19 protein-coding genes are annotated in these 21,670 nt (G+C 62.2%); 10 read left to right on the top strand and 9 right to left on the bottom strand.

The window, feature by feature from the left end; translation table 11 throughout:
- Window positions 1–8: 8 nt before the first annotated feature.
- Genes lysA through AC07OJ_RS12540 form a run of 5 tightly spaced genes read left to right on the top strand, consistent with a single transcriptional unit; the run spans window position 9 to window position 4,420 of the window.
- Window positions 9–1,256 carry a diaminopimelate decarboxylase gene (gene lysA / locus AC07OJ_RS12560; protein WP_106802309.1) on the top strand — a complete coding sequence of 416 codons (1,248 nt, stop codon included), beginning with the start codon at window positions 9–11 and terminating at the stop codon, window positions 1,254–1,256.
- A 3-nt stretch (window positions 1,257–1,259) separates the two neighbouring features.
- Window positions 1,260–2,090 (top strand): diaminopimelate epimerase, encoded by an 831-nt coding sequence (dapF, locus tag AC07OJ_RS12555; RefSeq protein ID WP_495094603.1) that lies wholly within the window; start codon window positions 1,260–1,262, stop codon window positions 2,088–2,090.
- 13 nt (window positions 2,091–2,103) lie between these two features.
- Window positions 2,104–2,820, top strand: coding sequence for a DUF484 family protein (locus tag AC07OJ_RS12550; RefSeq protein ID WP_120450487.1), 717 nt, complete (start codon window positions 2,104–2,106; stop codon window positions 2,818–2,820).
- Between the two features lie 2 nt (window positions 2,821–2,822).
- Window positions 2,823–3,722 (top strand): tyrosine recombinase XerC, encoded by a 900-nt coding sequence (gene xerC, locus AC07OJ_RS12545; protein WP_065902437.1) that lies wholly within the window; start codon window positions 2,823–2,825, stop codon window positions 3,720–3,722.
- Window positions 3,719–4,420: an HAD family hydrolase gene (locus AC07OJ_RS12540; RefSeq protein WP_065902439.1), complete on the top strand. Its 702-nt coding sequence runs from the start codon at window positions 3,719–3,721 to the stop codon at window positions 4,418–4,420. Before xerC ends, AC07OJ_RS12540 begins: the two co-directional genes overlap by 4 nt.
- Before the next feature lie 101 nt (window positions 4,421–4,521).
- Here the strand turns inward: AC07OJ_RS12540 and sutA are convergent, their stop codons facing one another.
- From sutA to glnK, 4 genes are all read right to left on the bottom strand, one after another.
- A complete protein-coding gene (sutA, locus tag AC07OJ_RS12535) occupies window positions 4,522–4,848 on the bottom strand; it encodes a dormancy-specific transcriptional regulator SutA (RefSeq protein WP_015886504.1) in 327 nt (108 codons plus the stop codon).
- A gap of 102 nt (window positions 4,849–4,950) precedes the next feature.
- A complete protein-coding gene (locus AC07OJ_RS12530; RefSeq protein ID WP_065902441.1) occupies window positions 4,951–5,376 on the bottom strand; it encodes a secondary thiamine-phosphate synthase enzyme YjbQ in 426 nt (141 codons plus the stop codon).
- A gap of 211 nt (window positions 5,377–5,587) precedes the next feature.
- Window positions 5,588–6,928 carry an ammonium transporter gene (locus tag AC07OJ_RS12525; protein ID WP_065902443.1) on the bottom strand — a complete coding sequence of 447 codons (1,341 nt, stop codon included), beginning with the start codon at window positions 6,926–6,928 and terminating at the stop codon, window positions 5,588–5,590.
- Between the two features lie 34 nt (window positions 6,929–6,962).
- Window positions 6,963–7,301: a P-II family nitrogen regulator gene (gene glnK / locus AC07OJ_RS12520; protein WP_002555808.1), complete on the bottom strand. Its 339-nt coding sequence runs from the start codon at window positions 7,299–7,301 to the stop codon at window positions 6,963–6,965.
- A gap of 422 nt (window positions 7,302–7,723) precedes the next feature.
- On the opposite strand from glnK, the gene AC07OJ_RS12515 reads away from it, so the two are divergent.
- Both AC07OJ_RS12515 and AC07OJ_RS12510 read left to right on the top strand, forming a co-directional pair.
- Window positions 7,724–7,984, top strand: a complete 261-nt coding sequence (locus AC07OJ_RS12515) for an accessory factor UbiK family protein (RefSeq protein WP_027608312.1) — start codon at window positions 7,724–7,726, stop codon at window positions 7,982–7,984.
- 163 nt (window positions 7,985–8,147) lie between these two features.
- Window positions 8,148–9,644 (top strand): YifB family Mg chelatase-like AAA ATPase, encoded by a 1,497-nt coding sequence (locus AC07OJ_RS12510; protein WP_065902447.1) that lies wholly within the window; start codon window positions 8,148–8,150, stop codon window positions 9,642–9,644.
- A 51-nt stretch (window positions 9,645–9,695) separates the two neighbouring features.
- On the opposite strand, the gene AC07OJ_RS12505 is transcribed toward AC07OJ_RS12510, so the two are convergent.
- Entirely contained in the window at window positions 9,696–11,672 is a 1,977-nt protein-coding gene (locus tag AC07OJ_RS12505) for a methyl-accepting chemotaxis protein (protein WP_120450489.1), read from the bottom strand.
- A gap of 178 nt (window positions 11,673–11,850) precedes the next feature.
- Window positions 11,851–12,771 (bottom strand): LysR substrate-binding domain-containing protein, encoded by a 921-nt coding sequence (locus AC07OJ_RS12500; protein ID WP_065902450.1) that lies wholly within the window; start codon window positions 12,769–12,771, stop codon window positions 11,851–11,853.
- A 152-nt stretch (window positions 12,772–12,923) separates the two neighbouring features.
- On the opposite strand from AC07OJ_RS12500, the gene AC07OJ_RS12495 reads away from it, so the two are divergent.
- Window positions 12,924–14,327, top strand: a complete 1,404-nt coding sequence (locus AC07OJ_RS12495) for a NorM family multidrug efflux MATE transporter (RefSeq protein WP_262133647.1) — start codon at window positions 12,924–12,926, stop codon at window positions 14,325–14,327.
- Between the two features lie 67 nt (window positions 14,328–14,394).
- On the opposite strand, the gene AC07OJ_RS12490 is transcribed toward AC07OJ_RS12495, so the two are convergent.
- The gene (locus AC07OJ_RS12490; RefSeq protein ID WP_065902454.1) at window positions 14,395–16,059 is read right to left on the bottom strand and encodes a putative bifunctional diguanylate cyclase/phosphodiesterase; all 1,665 of its coding nucleotides are present in this window, start codon (window positions 16,057–16,059) and stop codon (window positions 14,395–14,397) included.
- 267 nt (window positions 16,060–16,326) lie between these two features.
- Here AC07OJ_RS12490 and rep point away from each other — a divergent pair, with 267 nt between their 5' ends.
- Window positions 16,327–18,336: a DNA helicase Rep gene (gene rep / locus AC07OJ_RS12485; protein WP_065902456.1), complete on the top strand. Its 2,010-nt coding sequence runs from the start codon at window positions 16,327–16,329 to the stop codon at window positions 18,334–18,336.
- A 58-nt stretch (window positions 18,337–18,394) separates the two neighbouring features.
- Entirely contained in the window at window positions 18,395–18,967 is a 573-nt protein-coding gene (locus AC07OJ_RS12480; RefSeq protein ID WP_003195447.1) for a xanthine phosphoribosyltransferase, read from the top strand.
- A gap of 57 nt (window positions 18,968–19,024) precedes the next feature.
- On the opposite strand, the gene AC07OJ_RS12475 is transcribed toward AC07OJ_RS12480, so the two are convergent.
- Both AC07OJ_RS12475 and AC07OJ_RS12470 read right to left on the bottom strand, forming a co-directional pair.
- Window positions 19,025–20,947 (bottom strand): acetyl-CoA hydrolase/transferase C-terminal domain-containing protein, encoded by a 1,923-nt coding sequence (locus tag AC07OJ_RS12475; protein WP_065902458.1) that lies wholly within the window; start codon window positions 20,945–20,947, stop codon window positions 19,025–19,027.
- 136 nt (window positions 20,948–21,083) lie between these two features.
- Window positions 21,084–21,494, bottom strand: a complete 411-nt coding sequence (locus AC07OJ_RS12470; protein ID WP_106802302.1) for a c-type cytochrome — start codon at window positions 21,492–21,494, stop codon at window positions 21,084–21,086.
- Between the last annotated feature and the right edge of the window lie 176 nt (window positions 21,495–21,670).

Raw genomic sequence — 21,670 nt, 5'->3', positions numbered from 1 at the left:
GGAAGATCATGGACGCTTTTAACTACCGGGACGGCGAGCTGTTCGCGGAAGGCGTGGCGTTGTCCGCGATTGCCGAGCGCTTTGGTACCCCGACCTACGTGTACTCGCGCGCGCACATCGAAGCGCAGTACCGCTCGTTCACCGACCCGCTGAACGGCGTGCCGCACCTGGTGTGCTACGCGGTGAAAGCCAACTCCAACCTCGGCGTACTGAATGTCCTGGCGCGCCTGGGTGCTGGTTTCGACATCGTGTCGCGTGGCGAGCTGGAACGAGTACTGGCCGCTGGCGGCCAGGCTGACAAGATCGTGTTCTCCGGCGTCGGCAAGAGCCGCGAAGACATGCGCCGCGCCCTGGAAGTGGGCGTGCACTGCTTCAACGTCGAATCCACCGATGAGCTGGAGCGCCTGCAGACCGTGGCCGCCGAGATGGGCGTTCGCGCGCCGATTTCCCTGCGCGTCAACCCGGACGTCGACGCCGGCACCCACCCGTACATTTCCACCGGTCTCAAAGAGAACAAGTTCGGCATCGCCATTGCCGACGCCGAGGACGTGTACATCCGCGCCGCCCAGCTGCCGAACCTGGAAGTATTGGGTGTCGATTGCCACATCGGTTCGCAACTGACCACCCTGCCACCGTTCCTGGATGCCCTCGACCGCCTGCTGGCGTTGATCGATCGCCTGGGCGAGTGCGGCATCTACCTGCACCACATCGATCTGGGTGGTGGTGTCGGCGTACGTTATCGCGACGAAGAACCGCCGCTGATTGCCGACTACATCCAGGCCGTGCGCGAGCGCACCGAAGGCCGCGACCTGACGCTGATGTTCGAGCCGGGCCGCTACATCGTCGCCAACGCCAGCGTGCTGCTGACCCAGGTCGAGTACCTCAAGCACACCGAGCACAAGGATTTCGCCATCGTCGACGCGGCGATGAACGACCTGATCCGCCCGGCGCTGTACCAGGCCTGGATGGACGTCACTGCCGTGAAACCTCGCGACAGCGCCCCGCGCACCTACGACATCGTCGGCCCGATCTGCGAGACCGGCGACTTCCTGGCCAAGGACCGCCAGCTCGCACTGGAGGAAGGCGACTTGCTGGCCGTGCATTCGGCCGGTGCCTACGGGTTTGTCATGAGTTCCAACTACAACACCCGCGGCCGTGCCGCCGAGGTGCTGGTGGACGGTGATCAAGCGTTCGAAGTGCGTCGCCGCGAGACGGTAGCCGAGTTGTATGCTGGCGAAAGCCTGCTGCCGGAGTAAGCCATGCTGCTGCGTTTTACCAAGATGCACGGGCTGGGCAATGATTTCATGGTCCTCGACCTGGTCAGCCAGCACGCGCACATCCTGCCCAAGCACGCTAAACAGTGGGGCGACCGGCATACCGGGATTGGCTTCGACCAATTGCTGATCGTCGAGGCACCGAGCAACCCGGAGGTGGACTTCCGTTACCGGATCTTCAACTCCGACGGTTCCGAAGTGGAACAGTGCGGCAACGGTGCGCGCTGCTTCGCCCGCTTTGTGCTGGACAAGCGCCTGACCGCCAAGCGGCAGATTCGCGTCGAGACCAAGAGCGGCGTGATCGAGCTGGATATCCGCAGCGACGGCCAGATCAGCGTCAACATGGGCGCCCCTCGCCTGGTGCCGGCGGACATTCCGTTCCAGGCCACCGAGCAGGCCACCAGCTATGCGCTGGACGTGGAAGGCAAGACTGTCGAGATCGCCGCGGTGTCCATGGGCAACCCCCATGCCGTACTGCGGGTCAACGATATCAACAACGCGCCCGTGCATGAATTGGGGCCGAAGATCGAACACCACCCGCGCTTTCCGGCACGGGTCAACGTGGGCTTCCTGCAGGTGATCGACCGTACCCGCGCGCAATTGCGTGTGTGGGAACGCGGCGCCGGCGAAACCCAGGCCTGCGGTACCGGTGCTTGCGCCGCTGCCGTGGCCGCGATCAGCCAGGGGTGGATGGATTCGCCGCTGCTGATCGACCTGCCCGGTGGACGCCTTTCCATCGAATGGGCAGGCCCTGGCCACCCGGTGATGATGACCGGGCCGGCCTCGCGTGTATACGAAGGACAGGTCCGTCTATGAGTGAGCAAAGCTAATGACCGATAAGCCTCAAGTACCCGCACAAGCTACCCCGAGCGAAAGTCTGGAGGCCGCTGCCGTCGCGGCGTACCTTGAGGCGAATCCGCATTTCTTCGTCGAGCACGAAGAGCTGCTGCCGGCCCTGCGTATCCCTCACCAGCGCGGCGATACCGTGTCGCTGGTGGAGCGGCAGATGAAGATCCTGCGCGAGCGTAATATCGAAATGCGCCATCGGCTCTCGCAGTTGATGGACGTGGCCCGCGACAACGACCGCCTTTTCGACAAGACCCGCCGCCTGATTCTGACCCTGATGGACGCCACCAGCCTGGAAGAAACGGTGATCGCCGTCGAAGACAGCCTGCGCCAGGACTTCCAGGTGCCCTTTGTCAGCCTGATCCTGTTCAGCGACAACCCGATGCCGGTGGGTCGCTGGGTCAGCGGTGGCGATGCGCAAACCGCGATCGGCGGCCTGTTGTCCGAAGGCAAGACCATCAGCGGTACCTTGCGCGAGCACGAACTGGACTTCCTGTTTGGCGCCGAACAGCGCAAGCAGATCGGCTCCACCGCCGTGGTCGCGCTCAGCCATCAAGGCCTGCACGGCGTACTGGCCATCGCCAGCCGTGACCCGCAACACTACAAAAGCTCGGTAGGCACGCTGTTCCTGACCTATATCGCCGAAGTGCTGGGCCGGGTATTACCGCGCTTTACCACCGCCCTGCGCGCGGTGCGCTAGCCATGGAACGGCAACTGGACGCTTATTGCGCTCACCTGCGCAACGAGCGCCAGGTGTCGCCCCATACCCTGGAAGCTTATCGACGGGACTTGAACAAGGTCCTGGCGTACTGCGAAAAACACCAGATCAGCAGCTGGAAAGCCCTGGATATCCAGGGCCTGCGCAGCCTGATCGCGCGCCTGCACCAGCAGGGCCAGTCCTCGCGCAGCCTGTCGCGCCTGCTGTCGGCGGTGCGCGGCCTCTATCACTACCTCAACCGCGAAGGCCTGTGCGACCACGACCCGGCCAACGGCCTGTCCCCGCCCAAGGGCGAGCGGCGCCTGCCCAAGACCCTCGACACCGATCGCGCCCTGCAACTGCTGGAGGGTGCGGTAGAGGATGACTTCCTCGCCCACCGCGATCAGGCGATCCTCGAGCTGTTTTATTCCTCTGGCCTGCGCCTGTCGGAGCTGACCGGACTCAACCTGGATCAACTGGACCTGGCGGACGGCCTGGTGCAAGTGCTTGGCAAAGGCAGCAAGACCCGCGTGCTGCCGGTCGGCAGGAAGGCCCGCGAGGCGCTGCAACTGTGGTTGCCGCTACGCGCCCTGGCCAACCCGGTGGACGACGCCGTGTTTATCAGCCAGCAAGGTCGGCGCCTGGGGCCTCGGGCCATTCAGGTGCGGGTCAAGGCTGCCGGCGAGCGCGAGCTGGGCCAGAACCTGCATCCGCATATGCTGCGGCACTCCTTTGCCAGCCATCTGCTGGAATCGTCCCAGGACCTGCGCGCGGTACAAGAGCTGCTCGGCCACTCCGATATCAAGACTACGCAGATCTATACCCACCTCGACTTCCAGCACCTGGCAACGGTGTACGACAGCGCCCATCCACGGGCCAAACGCATCAAGGGCGGCGACTCATGAGTATCAAGCTGATCACCTTCGACCTGGACGACACACTCTGGGACAACGTACCCGTCATCATCAGCGCCGAGGCGTCGATGCGCGAATGGCTGGCGGTGAACGCCGCCAAGGTCGGCGACTTGCCCCTGGAGCATTTCGCCAAGCTGCGCCAACACGTGCTGGAGCGTCATCCCGAGCTGAAATACCGCATCAGCATCCTGCGCCACCGGGTGCTGATGCACGCCTTTGAAGAGGCCGGTTATCCACAGCCCGAGGCCACGGAAATGGCCGATGTATGCTTCGAGGCGTTCATCCACGCACGCCACCAGCTCAGCGTATTCCCGGAAGCCGAGCCGATGCTGCAAGCCTTGCGCCAGCACTTTTTGCTGGGGGTGATCACCAATGGCAATGCTGATGTGCAGCGCGTGGGCCTGGCGGACTACTTTCACTTTGCCCTGCGCGCCGAAGATGTCGGCATCGCCAAGCCGGATGCGCGATTGTTTCAGGAAGCGTTGCAACGCGGTGGCGTGGACGCCAGTAAGGCGGTGCACGTGGGCGACCACCCGGGTGATGACATCGCCGGGGCGCAGCAGGCGGGCCTGCGTGCGGTGTGGTTCAACCCGACAGGCAAGCCGTGGGAAGGTGAAAAGCGCCCGGATGCCGAGATTCGCAGCTTGACCGAACTGCCGCCATTGCTGCGCAGTTGGCATACACACTGAAGCCAGCGCCCACACAGGAATGCGGTGGGCCAGCCAGTTTGCTACAGGCATGAAAAAGCCCGCAGCGACGGCGGGCTCTTTCAGCAAGCAGGTGGCAGACCTCAGATAGGTCGGCTGCCGTACTTGTTATCTGGCTTCTTCGGTGGATCTGCCACCACGTTGGCCTCGACTTCCTGCACTTTGCCGCCTTTCGCGAGGAATTCTTCCATCGCACGGGCCAGCGCATCGCGCTCTTTGTTCTTGGCCTCGACGCTCGGCAGTTCGTCTACCGAAACAGCAGCCTTGGCCTTGCCCTTGGCAGCCGGAACAGGCGCATCATCGCCACCGTCGTCGTCAGCAACGTCTTCAGCCGCCGCTTCAAGACCTTCTTCGGTGTCGTCTTCGTCACCTACTTCCAGTTCGTCGTTTTCCAGATCATCGTCGCTCATGTTCTACCTCATGACTTGCGAAAAGCAGATTAGTTATAGCCCAGCTTCACCCTCTGTCGAGGTCGCCGGAAAAAAATCAACATCCACTGGATAACCAGTGGCTTATGCCCCATCACCGTGCAGAGTGGCGAGGACTTTACGAGCACCGCCATGATCACGGTGCTCGCCCAGATAAACACCTTGCCAGGTCCCCATCGCCAAGCGGCCGTTCTTCACCGGCAAACTCAGCTGGCAGCCCAGGAGACTGGCCTTGAAGTGCGCCGGCAGATCGTCCGGGCCTTCGTCGTTGTGCTCGAATCCTGCCCGGCCTTGCGGCACCAGCGAATTGAAGAAACGCTCGAAGTCACGACGAACCGCCGGGTCGGCATTCTCGTTGACGGTCAACGAGGCCGAGGTGTGCTGCAGCCACAGATGCAAAAGGCCCACGCGACATGCCTTCAATTCAGGCAGGCCGGCAAGTAACTCGTCGGTTACCAGGTGAAAGCCCCGGGGCTTTGCCCGCAGGGTGACCAGGGTCTGTTGCCACATACAGTTCTCCGCCCATCGGCGCGCATTCTAGCGCGCTCTGGGAAAAAACAAAGTGCCGAATACGCCTACATGCCTGTAAGACATTCGCACGCTGGAAAGTGCCGCGTGCGCCCCATCACAAACTGGGCGCAAAAACCGACACAGCTTGTTATGACTGACAAACGCCAGGCAAAAAAATGCCCGGCAAGCCGGGCATCTTTTTTTCGCGTACTTACAAGTTGTAGCCGCGCTCGTTGTGTTGCGCCAGGTCGAGGCCGACCGCCTCTTCTTCTTCGGTCACACGCAGGCCCATCACCACGTCCAGCACCTTGAGGATGATGAAGGTCACGATGGCTGTGTAGATCACAGTGAAGCCGACGCCTTTGCACTGGATCCAGACTTGCGCCGCGATGTCAGTGGTGGCCGCGTTGAAGCCGCCCAGCGAAGGGGCAGCGAACACGCCGGTCAGGATTGCGCCGAGGATACCGCCGATACCGTGCACGCCGAAGGCGTCCAGGGAGTCGTCGTAGCCCAGCTTGCGTTTCAGCGTCGTGGCGCAGAAGAAGCACACCACACCGGCAGCCAGACCGATCACCAGGGCGCCCATCGGGCCCACGGTGCCAGCGGCTGGCGTGATTGCCACCAGGCCAGCGACCACACCCGAGGCAATGCCCAGCGCGCTTGGCTTACCGTGGGTGACCCACTCGGCGAACATCCAGCCCAGCGCTGCAGCAGCGGTAGCGATCTGGGTGACCAGCATCGCCATGCCGGCAGTGCCGTTGGCTGCCGCTGCGGAGCCGGCGTTGAAGCCGAACCAGCCGACCCACAGCATCGCGGCACCCACCAGGGTGTAACCGAGGTTGTGCGGCGCCATTGGGGTGGTCGGGAAGCCTTTGCGCTTGCCGAGTACCAGGCACGCCACCAGGCCAGCCACACCGGCGTTGATGTGCACCACGGTGCCGCCTGCGAAGTCCAGCACGCCCCAGTCGCCCAGCAACGAACCCGGGCCGCCCCAGACCATGTGGGCAATCGGTGCGTAGACCAGGGTGAACCAGACGCCCATGAAGATCAGCATCGCGGAGAATTTCATACGCTCGGCGAAGGCACCGACGATCAGCGCCGGGGTGATGATCGCGAAGGTCATCTGGAAGGTGACGAACACCGCCTCAGGGAACAGCGCCGCAGGGCCGGTGATGCTCGCAGGGGTCACGCCCGACAGGAACAATTTGGACAAGCCGCCGACGAACGAGTTGAAGTTGACGACGCCCGCTTCCATCCCGGTGGTGTCGAACGCCATGCTGTAGCCGTACACGAACCACAGGATGGTGATCAGGCCGGTGATGGCGAAGCACTGCATCATCACGGAAAGAATGTTTTTGGAACGCACCATGCCGCCGTAGAACAGCGCCAGGCCTGGAATGGTCATGAACAGCACCAGCGCAGTGGATGTGAGCATCCATGCAGTGTCGCCGGAATTGAGGACTGGAGCAGCCACTTCGTCTGCCGCCATGGCCAGGCTGGGCATTACGATGGACAACAGGGCTCCGAGCCCTGCGAATTTACGCAGAGTCATATTGTTTTCTCCTGGGGCGTTGGGGTTTGGCGGCTTAGATTGCGTCGGTATCGGTTTCGCCGGTACGGATGCGAATAGCCTGTTCCAGATTGACCACGAAGATCTTGCCGTCACCGATCTTGCCGGTGTTGGCGGCCTTGGTTATCGCCTCGATAACCCGGTCAAGATCCTTGTCGTCAATGGCGACATCAATCTTCACCTTCGGCAGGAAATCGACCACGTATTCCGCGCCGCGATACAGCTCGGTGTGACCCTTCTGCCGACCGAAGCCTTTGACCTCAGTAACGGTAATGCCCTGCACGCCGATCTCGGACAACGACTCGCGTACATCGTCCAACTTGAACGGCTTGATGATGGCAGTGACTAGCTTCATGAAAACTCTCTCCCGAATTGGTGGACTTGCCCCAGGAAAACAAACCCGTCTCAAGTCTAAGCGCAGTGCCTGGCTTTGTAACGCGTCGTCGCAAGGGCAATTGCCGTGGCGACGCCAGCGAACCACTGGTGACGAAACCTGTACCCCTGATCCGTCGGCGCACTGCATTCGTCACAGCGACTGCATCAGTGCATGGGTCATGATCGTCTAAGCAGAAACCTTGCCAGCTCCGTAAAAATCACTGAAATCAGTCCTTTGCTCACTTATGCCCACCTGCGGGGCTTTCTGGCGAACGCAATGCGCACAAAAACAGTGCGTCGCCCTACGGCCAGCTGCGCGAAAAGCGTGCGCGGCAGGCCGTGAAAATCACTATAGACGCTGCGTGATACACTGCCGGCCAACAGTTTTCCGGAATATTTCCCATGCTCGCGCCCAAAGATCTCCTCGATGCCCTGAGCGGCCACGCCTCTCGCCTGTTCAGCGGCGACACCCCGCTGCCCCGCAATGAAATCGAAAGCCAGTTCAAGGCGCTGCTGCAAAGCGGCTTCAGCAAACTCGACCTGGTGAGCCGCGAAGAGTTTGATAGCCAGATGGTCGTGCTGGCCCGCACACGTGCGCGGTTGGAGAGCCTGGAAGCCAAAGTGGCTGAGCTGGAAGCGCGGTTGACACCCCCGGCCGAGTAACTGACGCAACGGGGTCAAAATGTGGCAGCAGGCTTGCCCGCTCCCACATTTGTTCTGCCTCGTTCTCTGGATACGTTCTGTAAAACCTCCACGCCCCGCTCTAATCCAGCTCGTCTACCCTTGAAAAACCGCAGGAAGCGGCCCTCCCTTTCAAGGAACGAGCATGTCCCTCGCCATTGTCCACAGCCGCGCCCAAATTGGCGTCGAAGCCCCTGCCGTCACCGTCGAAGTGCATATGGCCAATGGGTTGCCGTCCCTGACTCTGGTGGGTTTACCGGAAACCGCAGTCAAGGAAAGCAAGGACCGTGTACGCAGTGCCATTCTCAATTCAGCGCTGAAATACCCCGACCGCCGGATCACCCTCAACCTCGCGCCCGCCGACCTGCCCAAGGACGGCGGGCGTTTTGATCTGGCGATTGCCTTGGGGATCCTGGCGGCCAGCGTGCAGGTGCCGGCGCTGACCCTGGATAACGTGGAATGCCTGGGCGAACTGGCACTGTCCGGCGCGGTGCGGGCGGTGAAAGGCGTGCTGCCCGCGGCGCTGGCAGCACGCAAGGCCGGACGCACCGTGATAGTGCCCCGGGCGAATGCCGAGGAAGCGTGTCTGGCGTCCGGGCTGACGGTGATCGCAGTCGACCATTTGCTCCAAGTGGTGGCACACCTGAACGGGCATGCGCCGATTGAGCCCTACAAGTCCGATGGACTGCTGTACCTGAACAAGCCGTACCCGGACCTGAGCGAAGTGCAAGGCCAGTCAATGGCCAAGCGTGCTCTGCTGGTTGCCGCTGCAGGCGCGCACAACCTGTTGCTGAGCGGACCGCCCGGCACCGGCAAGACCTTGCTCGCCAGCCGCCTGCCTGGATTATTGCCCCCATTGAGTGAACAGGAAGCCCTGGAAGTGGCAGCGATTCAGTCAGTGGTCAGCCTCGCGCCGCTGAGCCATTGGCCGCACCGACCGTTTCGTCAGCCGCACCACTCTGCATCAGGCCCGGCCTTGGTGGGCGGCGGCTCGAAGCCGCAGCCGGGGGAAATCACCTTGGCCCATCACGGGGTGTTGTTCCTGGATGAGTTGCCGGAGTTTGATCGCAAGGTCCTGGAGGTGCTGCGCGAGCCCCTTGAATCGGGGCATATCGTGATTTCCCGCGCCCGCGACCGCGTGAGTTTCCCGGCGCGCTTTCAACTGGTGGCGGCGATGAACCCCTGCCCCTGCGGCTACATGGGCGATCCCAGCGGGCGCTGTCGGTGCACGCCGGAGCAGATTCAGCGCTATCGCAACAAACTCTCCGGGCCGCTGCTGGACCGGATCGACTTGCACGTCACCGTCGCCCGGGAGACCACCGCGCTGAACCCGACCCTGCAGGATGGCGATAACACGGCGAAGGCATCGGCGCAGGTTGCCGAATCCCGGGAGCGTCAGCTGAAGCGCCAGGGCTGCGCCAATGCCTTCCTGGATCTACCGGGGCTGCGCAAGCATTGCACGCTGGCAAAGGTCGACGAAAGCTGGCTGGAGACCGCTTGCGAGCGACTGACATTGTCGCTGCGCGCGGCCCACCGGCTGCTCAAGGTAGCGCGCACGCTGGCGGACCTGGAACAAGCAGACACTATCGCTCGCCATCACCTGCAAGAGGCGCTGCAATATCGTCCGGCAGCGATCACCTGAGCCTTTTGAGCATCAGCAGGGCCTGGGCAGGAAGTGTGCGCCAATCCAGTTTCAGCGAAACCGATCCACCTCATGCCGCAAGCTCGCTGCCAGCGTCTCCAGCTCTTTGGCCGTAATCGCCAGGTTCGACACCACTTCACGCTGCTCGCTGTTGGCCAGCGCAATGCTCTGCAAGTTGCTGCTGAGCAAGGTCGCGGTGCTGCTCTGCTCCTGGGTGGCGGTGGTGATCGCGGCAAACTGCTGGCCGGCCGAGCGGCTCTGTTCGTCGATCCGTGCCAGGGCCGAGGCCACGTCGGCGTTGCGCGACAGGCCTTCCTGCATCAACACATTGCCGTGCTCCATGGTGCTGATGGCATTGCCGGTTTCCTGCTGGATACTCTGGATCATCCCGGAAATCTCATCAGTGGCCTGGCGGGTACGCGACGCCAGGTTGCGCACTTCATCGGCGACCACGGCGAACCCACGACCCTGTTCACCGGCCCGCGCGGCTTCGATGGCGGCGTTAAGCGCCAGCAGGTTGGTCTGTTCGGCGATCGAGGTGATCACGCCGACGATCCCGCCGATTTCCTGGGAGCGCTGGCCGAGGGTGTTGATCACCGTGGCGGTGCTGTTCAGCGCAGTGGCGATGTGCTCAAGAGACGACGACGCCTCTTGCATCGAGGTACGGCCAATCCGGGTCTGCTGCGCGTTTTCCTGCGCCAGGCGCTCGGTATTGCCCATGTTGTCGGCGATGTTCAGCGAGGTGGCGCTGAACTCTTCCACCGCGCCGGCCATGCTGGTGATTTCGCCCGACTGTTGCTCCATGCCCTCATAAGCCCCGCCAGACAACCCGGACAAGGCCTGGGCACGGCTATTAACTTCTTCGGCTGCGCTGCGAATGTGCGAAACCATGGTCGACAGCGCCTCGCCCATCTGGTTGAAGCTGCGTGCCAACTGGCCGATTTCGTCATGGCTGGACACGTTCAAGCGGGCACTCAAATCACCGGCGCCCAAGGCCTCGGCCTGACTCACCAGATCACTCAACGGCTGCAGTTTGCTGCGCAACAGCCATACCGCCGCGCCGACCGCGAACAGCATCGCCAGCACGCTGCCGATCACCAGGCGGATACCCACGGCCCAGGTGACTTCGCGGATCTCAGCCTTGGGCATGCTCGCGACCACCGACCACGGGCCGCCTTCGAAGGGCACCGAGACGCTGTAGAAGTCTTCGTTCTTGTCGCTCCAGAAACGGCCCTCGCCCGGCTTCTTCGCCAGGTCGAGCATCACCGGGATTGCCTGATCCAGTGCCTGCACGCCAGCGGGCGGCACCAGCCAGCGCTTCTGTTCGTCCAGCAACGCAAGAGAGCCGGTCTTGCCGATGCGGAAGCGCTTGAGGTTTTCGAATTGGGCATTCTGCGCGTCGGTGTAGTCGAAGCCGACAAACAGCACCGCGATCACCTTGCCGGCCGCGTCGCGCACCGGTGTGTACTGGGTCATGTAGGAACGTTCGAACAGCACCGCACGGCCCACATAACTCTGCCCGGCAAGCAGGCGCTGATACGCCGGGTGCTGATGATCCAGCACCGTGCCGATGGCGCGACTGCCATCCTGCTTGGTCAAGGACGTGCTGACACGGATGAAGTCTTCGCCACTGCGCACAAACACCGTAGCCACGCCGCCGGAGGTGTCCTTGAATTCATCGACCTCATCGAAATCGTTGTTCAACACGTCATTGCCCAGGTACAGGCCTGGCGTCTGCATCCCGGCGACGGTAACCGGTTGATCCGCATGCACGCTCAACCCGGCGCCGAAGCGCTTTTCAAACAGCCCGCTCAAGCGCTGGGTACTTTCGCGCAAGGTGCTGTGGAAGGTGTTGAGTTGATCGGCGAGCAGCCGCGCCTCGCTGGCCAGGTGCTCTTCGCGGGTGTCGAGGTTGGCGGAGTCCAGTGAACGCAAGGCGAATACCGTACTACCGCTGATGACAACAGCCAGTATCACGGCTAATGCGAGGCCTAACTGTGAGGCAATCCGGGCGCGAGGTTGAGACATGACGGCTCCTGGCCGAGGCCAGGATCATCCTGATCTCATAGCGCTGCTCGGCAAATTATCTGATGGGAAACGTTGGTGCACGATGGTTCCAACACACCTACTTCGGCGGACGCGGGAAATACTTGAGCGAATCACAGGGGTATCTCGCAAACGGTTGCGCACCCGTGCCTCGGGCCACTCAATCGAGGCGCTCGACCGGCGGTAAAACCATCGCCCGCACTTCGCCCTGTAGGAAGTCTGCCAGCCGGCGCAAACGCTCGCCGCCGGGGCGGGTCTTCGGCCACACCAGGTAATAATTTTCACCACTGGCCACGGCGGTCGGCCACGGCAGGCTCAACCGCCCTTGGGCCACGTCCTCAGCCACCATCAGCAAGTCGCCCATCGACACGCCGTAGCCTCGCGCGGCAGCGATCATGCCTAGCTCGAGGGTATCGAACACCTGCCCGCCCTTCAGCGACACCTGGGATGACAACCCCATGCGCTCCAGCCAATTGCGCCAATCGCGCCGGTCCGGCGTGGGGTGCAGCAACTCGGCGGTGGCCAGCCGGGCGGCATCCCAGGGCCCATCCGCCAACAGGTTCGGGGCGCCGACGGGGATCAACAGTTCAGGAAACAGGTAGCTGGCCTCCCAGTCCGCCGGGAAATGCCCGTAGCTCAGTAGCACCGCACAGTCGAAGGGCTCCTGGTTGAAGTCCACCTCGTCCACGCTCATCCAGGCGCTGGTCAATTGCACTTCGTTGCCCGGCTGTAACGCCCGAAAACGGCTGAGCCGCGCCAGCAGCCAACGCATGGTCAGGGTCGACGGCGCTTTCATGCGCAGGATGTCATCTTCGGCGTTCAGGGTATGGCAGGCGCGTTCCAGCGCGGCGAAGCCCTCGCGCACCCCAGGCAACAACAGGCGCGCGGCTTCGGTGAGCTGCAGGTTGCGGCCGCTGCGCTGGAACAGCCGGCAGGCGAAGTGCTCTTCGAGGGTGCGGATATGTCGGCTGACCGCACTTTGGGTAATCGACAGCTCCTCGGCCGCACGGGTGAAAGAGTTGTGTCGGGAAGCGGCCTCAAAGGCACGCAACGCGTAAAGCGGAGGAAGACGACGAGACATAGGGAAAGCTCCGACAGCGCAATGCCAAAACCCTACCAGAATCAAACAGGCATGAGTTTTAATCATGCAAGCGATCGCATTTATCCCTTTGTGCAATGCGCTGAGAGCGCCGAGAATCAACCCTCCCCCAACCCTCTGACTTTTTGAGCGTGATGATCATGCAGCATCCGGCACGTACCGAACTCTGGGCCATTCTGCGGCTGTCAGGGCCGTTGATTGCCTCACAGTTGGCGCACATGCTGATGGTGCTGACCGACACCCTGATGATGGCGCGCCTGAGCCCCGAGGCCCTGGCCGGTGGCGGCCTGGGTGCGGCGAGCTATTCATTCGTGTCGATTTTCTGCATCGGCGTGATTGCCGCCGTGGGCACACTGGTCGCCATCCGCCACGGCGCGGGCGATATCGAAGGCGCCACCCGCCTGACCCAGGCCGGGCTATGGCTCGCGTGGCTGATGGCCCTGGCGGCCGGTTTGCTGCTGTGGAACCTCAAGCCGCTGTTGCTGATGTTTGGCCAGACCGAAACCAACGTGCACGCGGCAGGGCAGTTCCTGACGATCCTGCCGTTCGCGTTGCCGGGCTTCTTGAGCTTCATGGCCTTGCGCGGTTTCACCAGCGCGATTGGCAAGGCGAAGCCGGTGATGGTCATCAGCCTCGGCGGCGCGGTGGCCAACTACCTGCTCAACCACGCATTGATCGAAGGCATGTTCGGCCTGCCGAAACTGGGCCTGATGGGCATCGGCCTGGTCACGGCCCTCGTCGCCAATGGCATGGCGTTGGCGTTGATGGTCTACATCCACCGCAATCGCACCTATGCCGCCTACCCGCTGAGCACCGGCCTGCTACGCCTCAACACCCAGTACCTGCGGGAATTGTGGCGCCTCGGCCTGCCGATTGGGGGCACCTATGCGGTGGAAGTCGGGCTGTTTGCCTTCGCCGCACTGTGCATGGGCACGATGGGCAGCACACAGCTGGCCGCGCACCAGGTCGCGTTGCAAATTGTCTCGGTGGCTTTCATGGTGCCGGCGGGGATGTCCTACGCGGTGACCATGCGTATCGGCCAACATTACGGCGCCGGGCAGTTGCTGCATGCACGCCTGGCCGGTCGCGTCGGCATCGGATTTGGCGCAGCGGTGATGTTGGGATTCGCCGCAGTGCTGTGGCTGTTTTCCGTTCCACTGATCGGACTGTTGATCGACCCCAACGACCCGGCGTTCCACGACGTGATCGTCCTGGCCGTCAGCCTGCTGGCCGTGGCCGCGTGGTTTGAACTGTTCGACGGCGTGCAAACCATCGCCATGGGCTGCATTCGCGGGCTGAAAGACGCCAAGACCACTTTTCTGATCGGCGCGGGTTGCTATTGGTTGATCGGCGCTCCGTCGGCCTGGCTGATGGCCTTCACCCTGGGCTGGGGGCCGACCGGTGTGTGGTGGGGGCTGGCGCTGGGCCTCGCATGTGCGGCGCTCAGCCTGACCTGGGCGTTTGAGGCGAAGATGAAGCGCATGATTCGGCAGGAGCCGCAGACCTACAGCTCCCTGCAGGCTGTCCAGGCGGACTGAAGGCTGCATGGATCAATGTAGGAGCAGGCAAGCCAGCTCCTACAGTTTGTGGCGTTCGCAACTCGATTCAGCCCAGCAAGGCCTGCTGGCCTTTGCCGAAGGTCAGGTACTCCACAAGCTCCGGCAACGGCAGCGGTTTGCTGATCAGGTAACCCTGGGCCTGGTCGCAGCCGAACAAGCGCAGCAACGCCAGCTGCTCAGGAGTTTCCACGCCTTCAGCCACCACTTCCAGGTTGAGGTTGTGCGCCAGGTTGATCATCGCGTGTACCAGCTTGCGGTTCTCTTCGCGCTCTTCCATACCGCCGACAAAGCTTTTGTCGATCTTCAGCAAGGCGATCGGCAGGCTGTTGAGGTGCACGAAGGATGAGAAACCGGTGCCGAAATCATCCAGGGAAAACCGCACGCCCAAGCGGCCAAGGGCGTCCATGGTCTGCTTGACCAGGTCACTGCGGCGCATCACGGCGGTTTCGGTGAGTTCGAATTCCAGCCACTGCGCTTCCACTCCGCGCTCACTGATCAGCCGGCTGAGGGTCGAGAGCAACTGACTGTCCTGGAACTGGCGAAATGACAGATTGACCGCCATGTGCAACGGCGGCAGGCCGCGTTCACGCAGGTCCTGCATGTCACGCAGGGCCCGGGAAATCACCCAGTACCCCAGTGGCACAATCAACCCGCTCTGCTCGGCGAGCGGTACGAACTCGCTGGGCGGCAACAGGCCGCGCTCGCCGTGGCGCCAGCGCACCAAGGCTTCGAGGCCGACGATATGGCCGTCGTCCAAGTCCAGGCGTGGCTGGTAATGCAGCTCCAACTCGTCGCGGCGCAAGGCGCGGCGCAGCTCGGTTTCCAGGTCGGCCAGGCTGCGCGCGTTGCGGTTGATGCGTTCGTTGAAGATATGAAAGGTGCAGCCCTGGGTGCTCTTGGCTTGTTGCATGGCGATATGCGCGTGCCACATCAGCGGGTCTGCACCGGCGCGTGCGCGGGCATGCGCGACGCCCAGGCTGCAGCCGATCAGCAGGCTTTCGCCATCCACCCAGTAAGGCTCGGCCATTACTTCGGTGATGCGTTCGGCCATCCACTCGGCACGCTGGGGTGCGCGGCGGGTGTCGATCAGCAGAGCGAATTCATCGCTGCCGAGGCGCGCGAGCTGGTCGCCCGCCTCGAGCTGGCTCTTGAGCCGCGAGACCACTTGCAGGATCAGGCGGTCACCGGCCTGGTGGCCGAGGGCGTCGTTGGCATGGCGAAAGTTATCGAGGTCCAGGTGACCGAGGGCCAGGCCGCGACCTTCATTCTCGGCCAGCCGCGCAGCCAGCAGGGTCTGGAAGCCCTGGCGATTGGCGATACCGGTCAGCGGGTCCTGTTCGGCCAGGCGCTGCAGGGTATTTTCCAGCAGGCCGCGCTCGCGAACGTGGCGCAGGCAGCGGCGCAAGGTGTCAGCGTCCAATACCGCACGAACCAGCCAGTCACTGACGCCCAGGGGCGAAACCAGGGGCTCCTGCTCCAGCAACAACACGCACGGCAGGCTGCAACGGCCAGGGCCGGGTTGCAGGCTGGGCGTGGTCAATAGAACGGCGCTGTGATCGTCATCGAACAGACGACTCACGGACTCCCAGTTTGGTGCGCTGATCAGCACAGCCCCATCGCCCATCGGCGCCAGGCACTCGCGCAACAACGCTGCCCACGCTGGCTCATCGGCCAGTAGCAGCAAACGCAAGGGTTCGACAGGCGTAGACAAGCTAGCTCCCTAGACTCTGCAAAATTTCGTTGGCGGCGGGCATTATGACGTGCGGCCTGATAATCACCAATGATAGGGGTTATCAAATACGCCATCTGTAAAGGTTAGTGGCAGCTAATCACAAAAAGCCTCCGACATCCTGCGGCAAAGTATCAAAACCGGCAAATTTAGATCGAGTGGTACGTCACACTGTCGTTCTGACAGAGCAGAATCCTGCCAGCCTGTTAAAATGCCCGCCCTTTTGAACAACGACTCCCTGAATTCTGTATGTCCCGACTCAATCCCCGGCAGCAAGAAGCCGTGAACTACGTCGGCGGCCCTCTATTGGTGCTCGCCGGCGCAGGCTCCGGCAAGACCAGCGTGATCACCCGCAAGATCGCGCACCTGATCCAGCAGTGCGGCATCCGCGCCCAGTACATCGTCGCCATGACCTTTACCAACAAGGCGGCGCGGGAAATGAAAGAGCGTGTCGGCACCCTGCTCAAGGGTGGCGAAGGCCGTGGCCTCACCGTGTGTACCTTCCACAACCTGGGGCTGAACATCATCCGCAAGGAGCATGTGCGGCTGGGCTACAAGCCGGGCTTCTCGATCTTCGACGAGACCGACGTCAAGGCCTTGATGACCGACATCATGCAGAAGGAATACGCGGGCGACGACGGCGTCGACGAGATCAAGAACATGATCGGCGCCTGGAAAAACGACCTGATCCTGCCCGCCGAAGCCCTCGAAGCCGCACGCAACCCCAAGGAGCAGACCGCCGCCATTGTCTATACCCACTACCAGCGCACGCTCAAGGCGTTCAACGCGGTGGACTTCGACGACCTGATCCTGCTGCCGGTGAAGCTGTTCCAGGAGCACGCCGACATCCTCGAAAAGTGGCAGAACAAGGTGCGCTACCTGCTGGTGGACGAATACCAGGACACCAACGCCAGCCAATACCTGCTGGTGAAGCTGCTGATCGGCACGCGCAACCAGTTCACCGTGGTCGGCGACGATGACCAGTCGATCTACGCCTGGCGCGGCGCCCGCCCGGAAAACCTGATGCTGCTCAAGGACGACTACCCGTCCCTGAAAGTGGTGATGCTGGAGCAGAACTACCGCTCCACCAGCCGCATCCTGCGCTGCGCCAACGTGCTGATCTCGAACAACCCCCACGAGTTTGAAAAACAACTGTGGAGCGAGATGGGTCATGGCGACGAGATCCGCGTGATCCGCTGCCGCAACGAAGACGCCGAAGCCGAGCGAGTGGCCGTCGAGATCCTCAGCCTGCACCTGCGCACCGACCGGCCGTACAGCGACTTCGCGATCCTGTATCGCGGCAACTACCAGGCCAAGCTGATCGAGCTGAAGCTGCAGCACCACCAGGTGCCGTATCGCCTGTCAGGCGGTAACAGCTTCTTCGGACGCCAGGAAGTGAAAGACCTGATGGCCTACTTCCGGCTGATCGTGAACCCGGACGACGACAACGCCTTCCTGCGGGTGATCAACGTCCCACGCCGGGAAATCGGTTCGACTACCCTGGAAAAGCTCGGCAACTACGCCACCGAACGCAAGATTTCGATGTACGCCGCCACCGATGAAATCGGCCTGGGCGAACACCTGGACTCGCGCTTCACCGATCGCCTGTCGCGCTTCAAGCGCTTCATGGACAAGGTCCGCGAGCAGTGCGCCGGCGAAGACCCGATCAGCGCGCTGCGCAGCATGGTCATGGACATCGACTATGAGAACTGGCTGCGCACCAACAGCTCCAGCGACAAGGCCGCGGATTACCGCATGGGCAACGTCTGGTTCCTGATCGAAGCGCTGAAGAACACCCTGGAAAAAGACGAAGACGGCGAGATGACCGTCGAAGACGCCATCGGCAAACTGGTGCTGCGCGACATGCTCGAGCGCCAGCAGGAAGAAGAAGACGGTGCCGAAGGTGTGCAGATGATGACCTTGCATGCATCCAAGGGCCTGGAATTCCCCTACGTGTTCATCATGGGCATGGAAGAGGAAATCCTCCCGCACCGCTCCAGCATCGAAGCCGACACCATCGAGGAAGAACGGCGCCTGGCCTACGTGGGCATTACCCGCGCGCGTCAGACGCTGGCCTTCACCTTTGCCGCCAAGCGCAAGCAATACGGCGAAATCATCGATTGTGCCCCCAGCCGGTTCCTCGATGAGCTGCCACCGGACGACCTGGCCTGGGAAGGCAATGACGACACCCCGACCGAGGTCAAGGCCGTTCGCGGCAACACCGCCCTGGCGGATATACGCGCGATGTTAAAGCGCTAGAATCGACTACTTTTTAATCTACTTTCGGCGCACAACGCGCCATTAGAGGAAGCTTTCCGTGGAAGCACTGCACAAGAAAATTCGCGAAGAAGGCATCGTGCTTTCCGATCAGGTACTCAAGGTCGACGCCTTTCTGAACCACCAGATCGACCCGGCGCTGATGAAACTGATCGGCGACGAATTCGCCGCGCTGTTCAAGGACTCGGGCATCACCAAGATCGTCACCATCGAAGCCTCCGGCATCGCCCCGGCGATCATGACCGGCCTGAACCTCGGCGTACCGGTGATCTTCGCGCGCAAGCAGCAATCGCTGACCTTGACCGAAAACCTGCTGTCGGCGACGGTGTATTCCTTCACCAAGAAAACCGAAAGCACCGTCGCGATCTCGCCGCGTCACCTCACCAGCAGCGACCGCGTGCTGGTGATCGATGACTTCCTGGCCAACGGCAAGGCGTCCCAGGCGCTGATTTCGATCATCAAGCAAGCCGGCGCCACCGTGGCCGGCTTGGGGATTGTGATCGAGAAGTCGTTCCAGGGCGGCCGTGCGGAGCTGGATGCGCAGGGATACCGAGTGGAATCCCTGGCACGGGTCAAATCCCTCGCCGGTGGTGTGGTCACCTTCATCGAATAATCGCAAAACCCTGTAGGAGCCGGCTTGCCGGCTCCTACAGTAGGTTTGTGGCGGGTTTTAATGCGCGGTGGCTTGTAGGCCGGCGAGCAGCAAGCGTTGATACAAATCTTCTTTCAGCCCCTCCGGCTTATCCAGGCGCATCCGCTGCAGATGCTTGGGAAACGCCTCCGGCTCCGGCGCGTCCAACGCCGCCTTGCCCAGCTCCAGGATCTCCGTCAGCTTGAATTTGCTCTTGAGCCAATTCAATGCCCGCAGCAGGTCCCGCTCCTCGTCCGTGAAGTCACTGCCCAGCGGATATTCCGGAAACAGCCGACGATGCCGTGCCTGGATGGCCTTGAGGCGCTCCGGCGTGTTATCGCTGAAACGCGGGTCCAGCTCGAAATCCTTGGGCAACTTGCCGGCCTTTTGCGCCTGCTCGATCAAGTCAGCCTGGAAACGTGAGTCAGTGATGTTGAGCAAGGCCTCGATCACCTTCGCATCGGTCTGACCGCGCAGGTCGGCAATGCCGTACTCCGTAATGACGATATCGCGCAGGTGCCGCGGAATCGTGCAGTGGCCATACTCCCAGACGATATTCGAACTGACCTCCCCCGCCGACTCGCGCCAGCTGCGCAGGATCAGGATCGAACGCGCGCCTTCCAGCGCATGCCCCTGGGCCACGAAGTTGTACTGCCCGCCGACGCCGCTGAGCACGCGGCCATCTTCCAACTGGTCCGCCACCCCGGCGCCGAGCAACGTCACCATGATCGCGCTGTTGATAAACCGCGCGTCCTGGCGCTGCAGGCGCTTGAGGTCTTCCTGGCCATACAGCTCGTTGATGTAGCTGATGCGGGTCATGTTGAATTCCAGGCGCTTGGCGTGGGTCATTTCCTGCAGGCGCTGGTAAAAACTGCGCGGCCCGAGGAAGAACCCGCCATGGATCGACACACCGTCGGGCTGCGCGGCATCATCGATCAGGCCGGCATTGGCCTGCTCCTGGGTCGCCACATCCGGGTACACCTTGCGCCGCACGATCCCCGCGTCTGCCAACACCAGCAAGCCGTTGACGAACATTTCGCTGCAGCCATAAAGGCCACGGGCGAACGGGTCGACGCCGCCTTCGTGGCTGATCAGCGGCGCCCACTGGTACACATCCAGATCCGTCAGCAGCAAGCGGTAGGACTCGTTGTCGGCCTGGCGCGCCAACAGCGCAGCTGTCAGCGCATCGCCCATCGAGCCGATGCCGATCTGCAAGGTGCCACCATCACGTACCAGGGTGCTGGCATGCAGGCCGATAAAGTGATCCTGGAACCCCACCGGCATGTTCGGCGTGGAGAACAGCGTGGTGTTGTCCTTTTCGTCGAGCAGGTAGTCAAATTCATCCATGCCCAGCTCGGCATCACCGGGCATGTAGGGCAAATCGCTGTGCACCTGACCGACCACCAGGATGGTTTCCCCGGCGGCGCGGCGCTTGGCGATCATCGGCAACAGGTCGAGGGTGATATCGGGGTTGCAACTCAGGCTCAGGCGATCAGGGTGTTCGGCGCTGCTCGCCACCAGCTGCGCCACCAGGTTCAGGCCGGCGGCGTTGATGTCGCGGGCCGCATGGCTGTAGTTGCTGCTGACGTAATCCTCCTGGGCCGAGGTGCTGTGAAGCAGGCTGCCGGGCTGCATGAAGAACTGCTGCACGTGGATATTTTTTGGAAGGCTGTCCTTCTGCAGGTCGGCGAGAAAGTCCAACTCGGGGTAATCGCCAAACACGCGTTCGATGAAGGGCTCGAGAAAACGCTTCTGCAGGCCGTCGCCCAAGGTCGGGCGGCCCAGGCTCAACGCGGTGTAGATCGTCAGCGCCCGGTCCGGCAACTTGGCGATGCGCCGGTACAAGGCATTGGCAAACAGGTTCGGCTTGCCCAGCCCAAGGGGCATGCCCATGTGGATATGCGCCGGCAAGCGCGCCAGTACGTCGTCAACTGCTTGCTCGATTGAACACAACTGCACCATCCGACCCTCCTGAACATTCCATGATTAGGGGTTGGACAGAGAGTGGCGGGTCTTTGCTGCAAAGACCAGACTCGAAACACAAATTGCAGGCACAAAAAAGCCGCTCGTAAGCGGCATTTTTGGCGAAGATCGGCGGTTACAGGCCGGACATCTTCTTGATCGCGCCCTTCAGATCGTCATCCGTGCAATCCGCGCAGGTGCCTTTAGGCGGCATGGCATTGATGCCGGTGATGGCCTTGGCCAGGATGCCATCAAGGCCGCCCTGGTGATCGGCACGTTCTTTCCAGGCCGCGGTGTCGCCAATCTTCGGCGCGCCTAACAGGCCGGTGCCGTGGCAGGCGTTGCAGTGCTTGGCGATGATGTCGTCCGGCGTCTTCGCAGCGCCTCCGCCAGCGGTTACCGCCACTTCCATCCCTTTGCATTCCTGGCCCTGGACGCAGACTTGGCCGACCGGCTCCAGGCGTTTGGCAATTTCATCATTGGTCGCAGCTTGAGCGCTGACAGCCCATAGGGCCAGTACGGTTGCTGGTGCAGCCAGCATTTTCATAATTAGGTTCACGCGTTCACCCTCAATGGTGGCTATTCACGCCTGCGGCCACGGTTTCGCAGGCGGCGAAAGTATAACGGTTAGCCCGTCCGGCCGAAACAACCCTATTAAATAAAGGGAGATTCAGCCTCACGGAATACTGCCACGGGAACCTCTGCAACGCTGGCAGGGCGCCT

It is taken from the genome of Pseudomonas sp. GW821-FHT09C08, assembly GCF_059418125.1.
Note: the sequence above shows the minus strand (reverse complement) of the source record. Positions and strands in the feature narration are given on the sequence as shown.

Bases quoted from the DNA above. Each gene is read 5' to 3' on its own strand.
- AC07OJ_RS12510 (WP_065902447.1), top strand. From the start codon at position 8,148: ATGTCCCTCGCCATTGTCCACAGCCGCGCCCAAATTGGCGTCGAAGCC.
- AC07OJ_RS12500 (WP_065902450.1), bottom strand. From the start codon at position 12,771: ATGTCTCGTCGTCTTCCTCCGCTTTACGCGTTGCGTGCCTTTGAGGCC.
- sutA (WP_015886504.1), bottom strand. From the start codon at position 4,848: ATGAGCGACGATGATCTGGAAAACGACGAACTGGAAGTAGGTGACGAA.
- xerC (WP_065902437.1), top strand. From the start codon at position 2,823: ATGGAACGGCAACTGGACGCTTATTGCGCTCACCTGCGCAACGAGCGC.
- glnK (WP_002555808.1), bottom strand. From the start codon at position 7,301: ATGAAGCTAGTCACTGCCATCATCAAGCCGTTCAAGTTGGACGATGTA.
- AC07OJ_RS12540 (WP_065902439.1), top strand. From the start codon at position 3,719: ATGAGTATCAAGCTGATCACCTTCGACCTGGACGACACACTCTGGGAC.
- AC07OJ_RS12525 (WP_065902443.1), bottom strand. From the start codon at position 6,928: ATGACTCTGCGTAAATTCGCAGGGCTCGGAGCCCTGTTGTCCATCGTA.
- AC07OJ_RS12550 (WP_120450487.1), top strand. From the start codon at position 2,104: ATGACCGATAAGCCTCAAGTACCCGCACAAGCTACCCCGAGCGAAAGT.
- AC07OJ_RS12530 (WP_065902441.1), bottom strand. From the start codon at position 5,376: ATGTGGCAACAGACCCTGGTCACCCTGCGGGCAAAGCCCCGGGGCTTT.
- lysA (WP_106802309.1), top strand. From the start codon at position 9: ATGGACGCTTTTAACTACCGGGACGGCGAGCTGTTCGCGGAAGGCGTG.
- AC07OJ_RS12495 (WP_262133647.1), top strand. From the start codon at position 12,924: ATGATCATGCAGCATCCGGCACGTACCGAACTCTGGGCCATTCTGCGG.
- AC07OJ_RS12475 (WP_065902458.1), bottom strand. From the start codon at position 20,947: ATGGTGCAGTTGTGTTCAATCGAGCAAGCAGTTGACGACGTACTGGCG.
- AC07OJ_RS12505 (WP_120450489.1), bottom strand. From the start codon at position 11,672: ATGTCTCAACCTCGCGCCCGGATTGCCTCACAGTTAGGCCTCGCATTA.
- rep (WP_065902456.1), top strand. From the start codon at position 16,327: ATGTCCCGACTCAATCCCCGGCAGCAAGAAGCCGTGAACTACGTCGGC.
- AC07OJ_RS12515 (WP_027608312.1), top strand. From the start codon at position 7,724: ATGCTCGCGCCCAAAGATCTCCTCGATGCCCTGAGCGGCCACGCCTCT.
- AC07OJ_RS12470 (WP_106802302.1), bottom strand. From the start codon at position 21,494: ATGAAAATGCTGGCTGCACCAGCAACCGTACTGGCCCTATGGGCTGTC.
- dapF (WP_495094603.1), top strand. From the start codon at position 1,260: ATGCTGCTGCGTTTTACCAAGATGCACGGGCTGGGCAATGATTTCATG.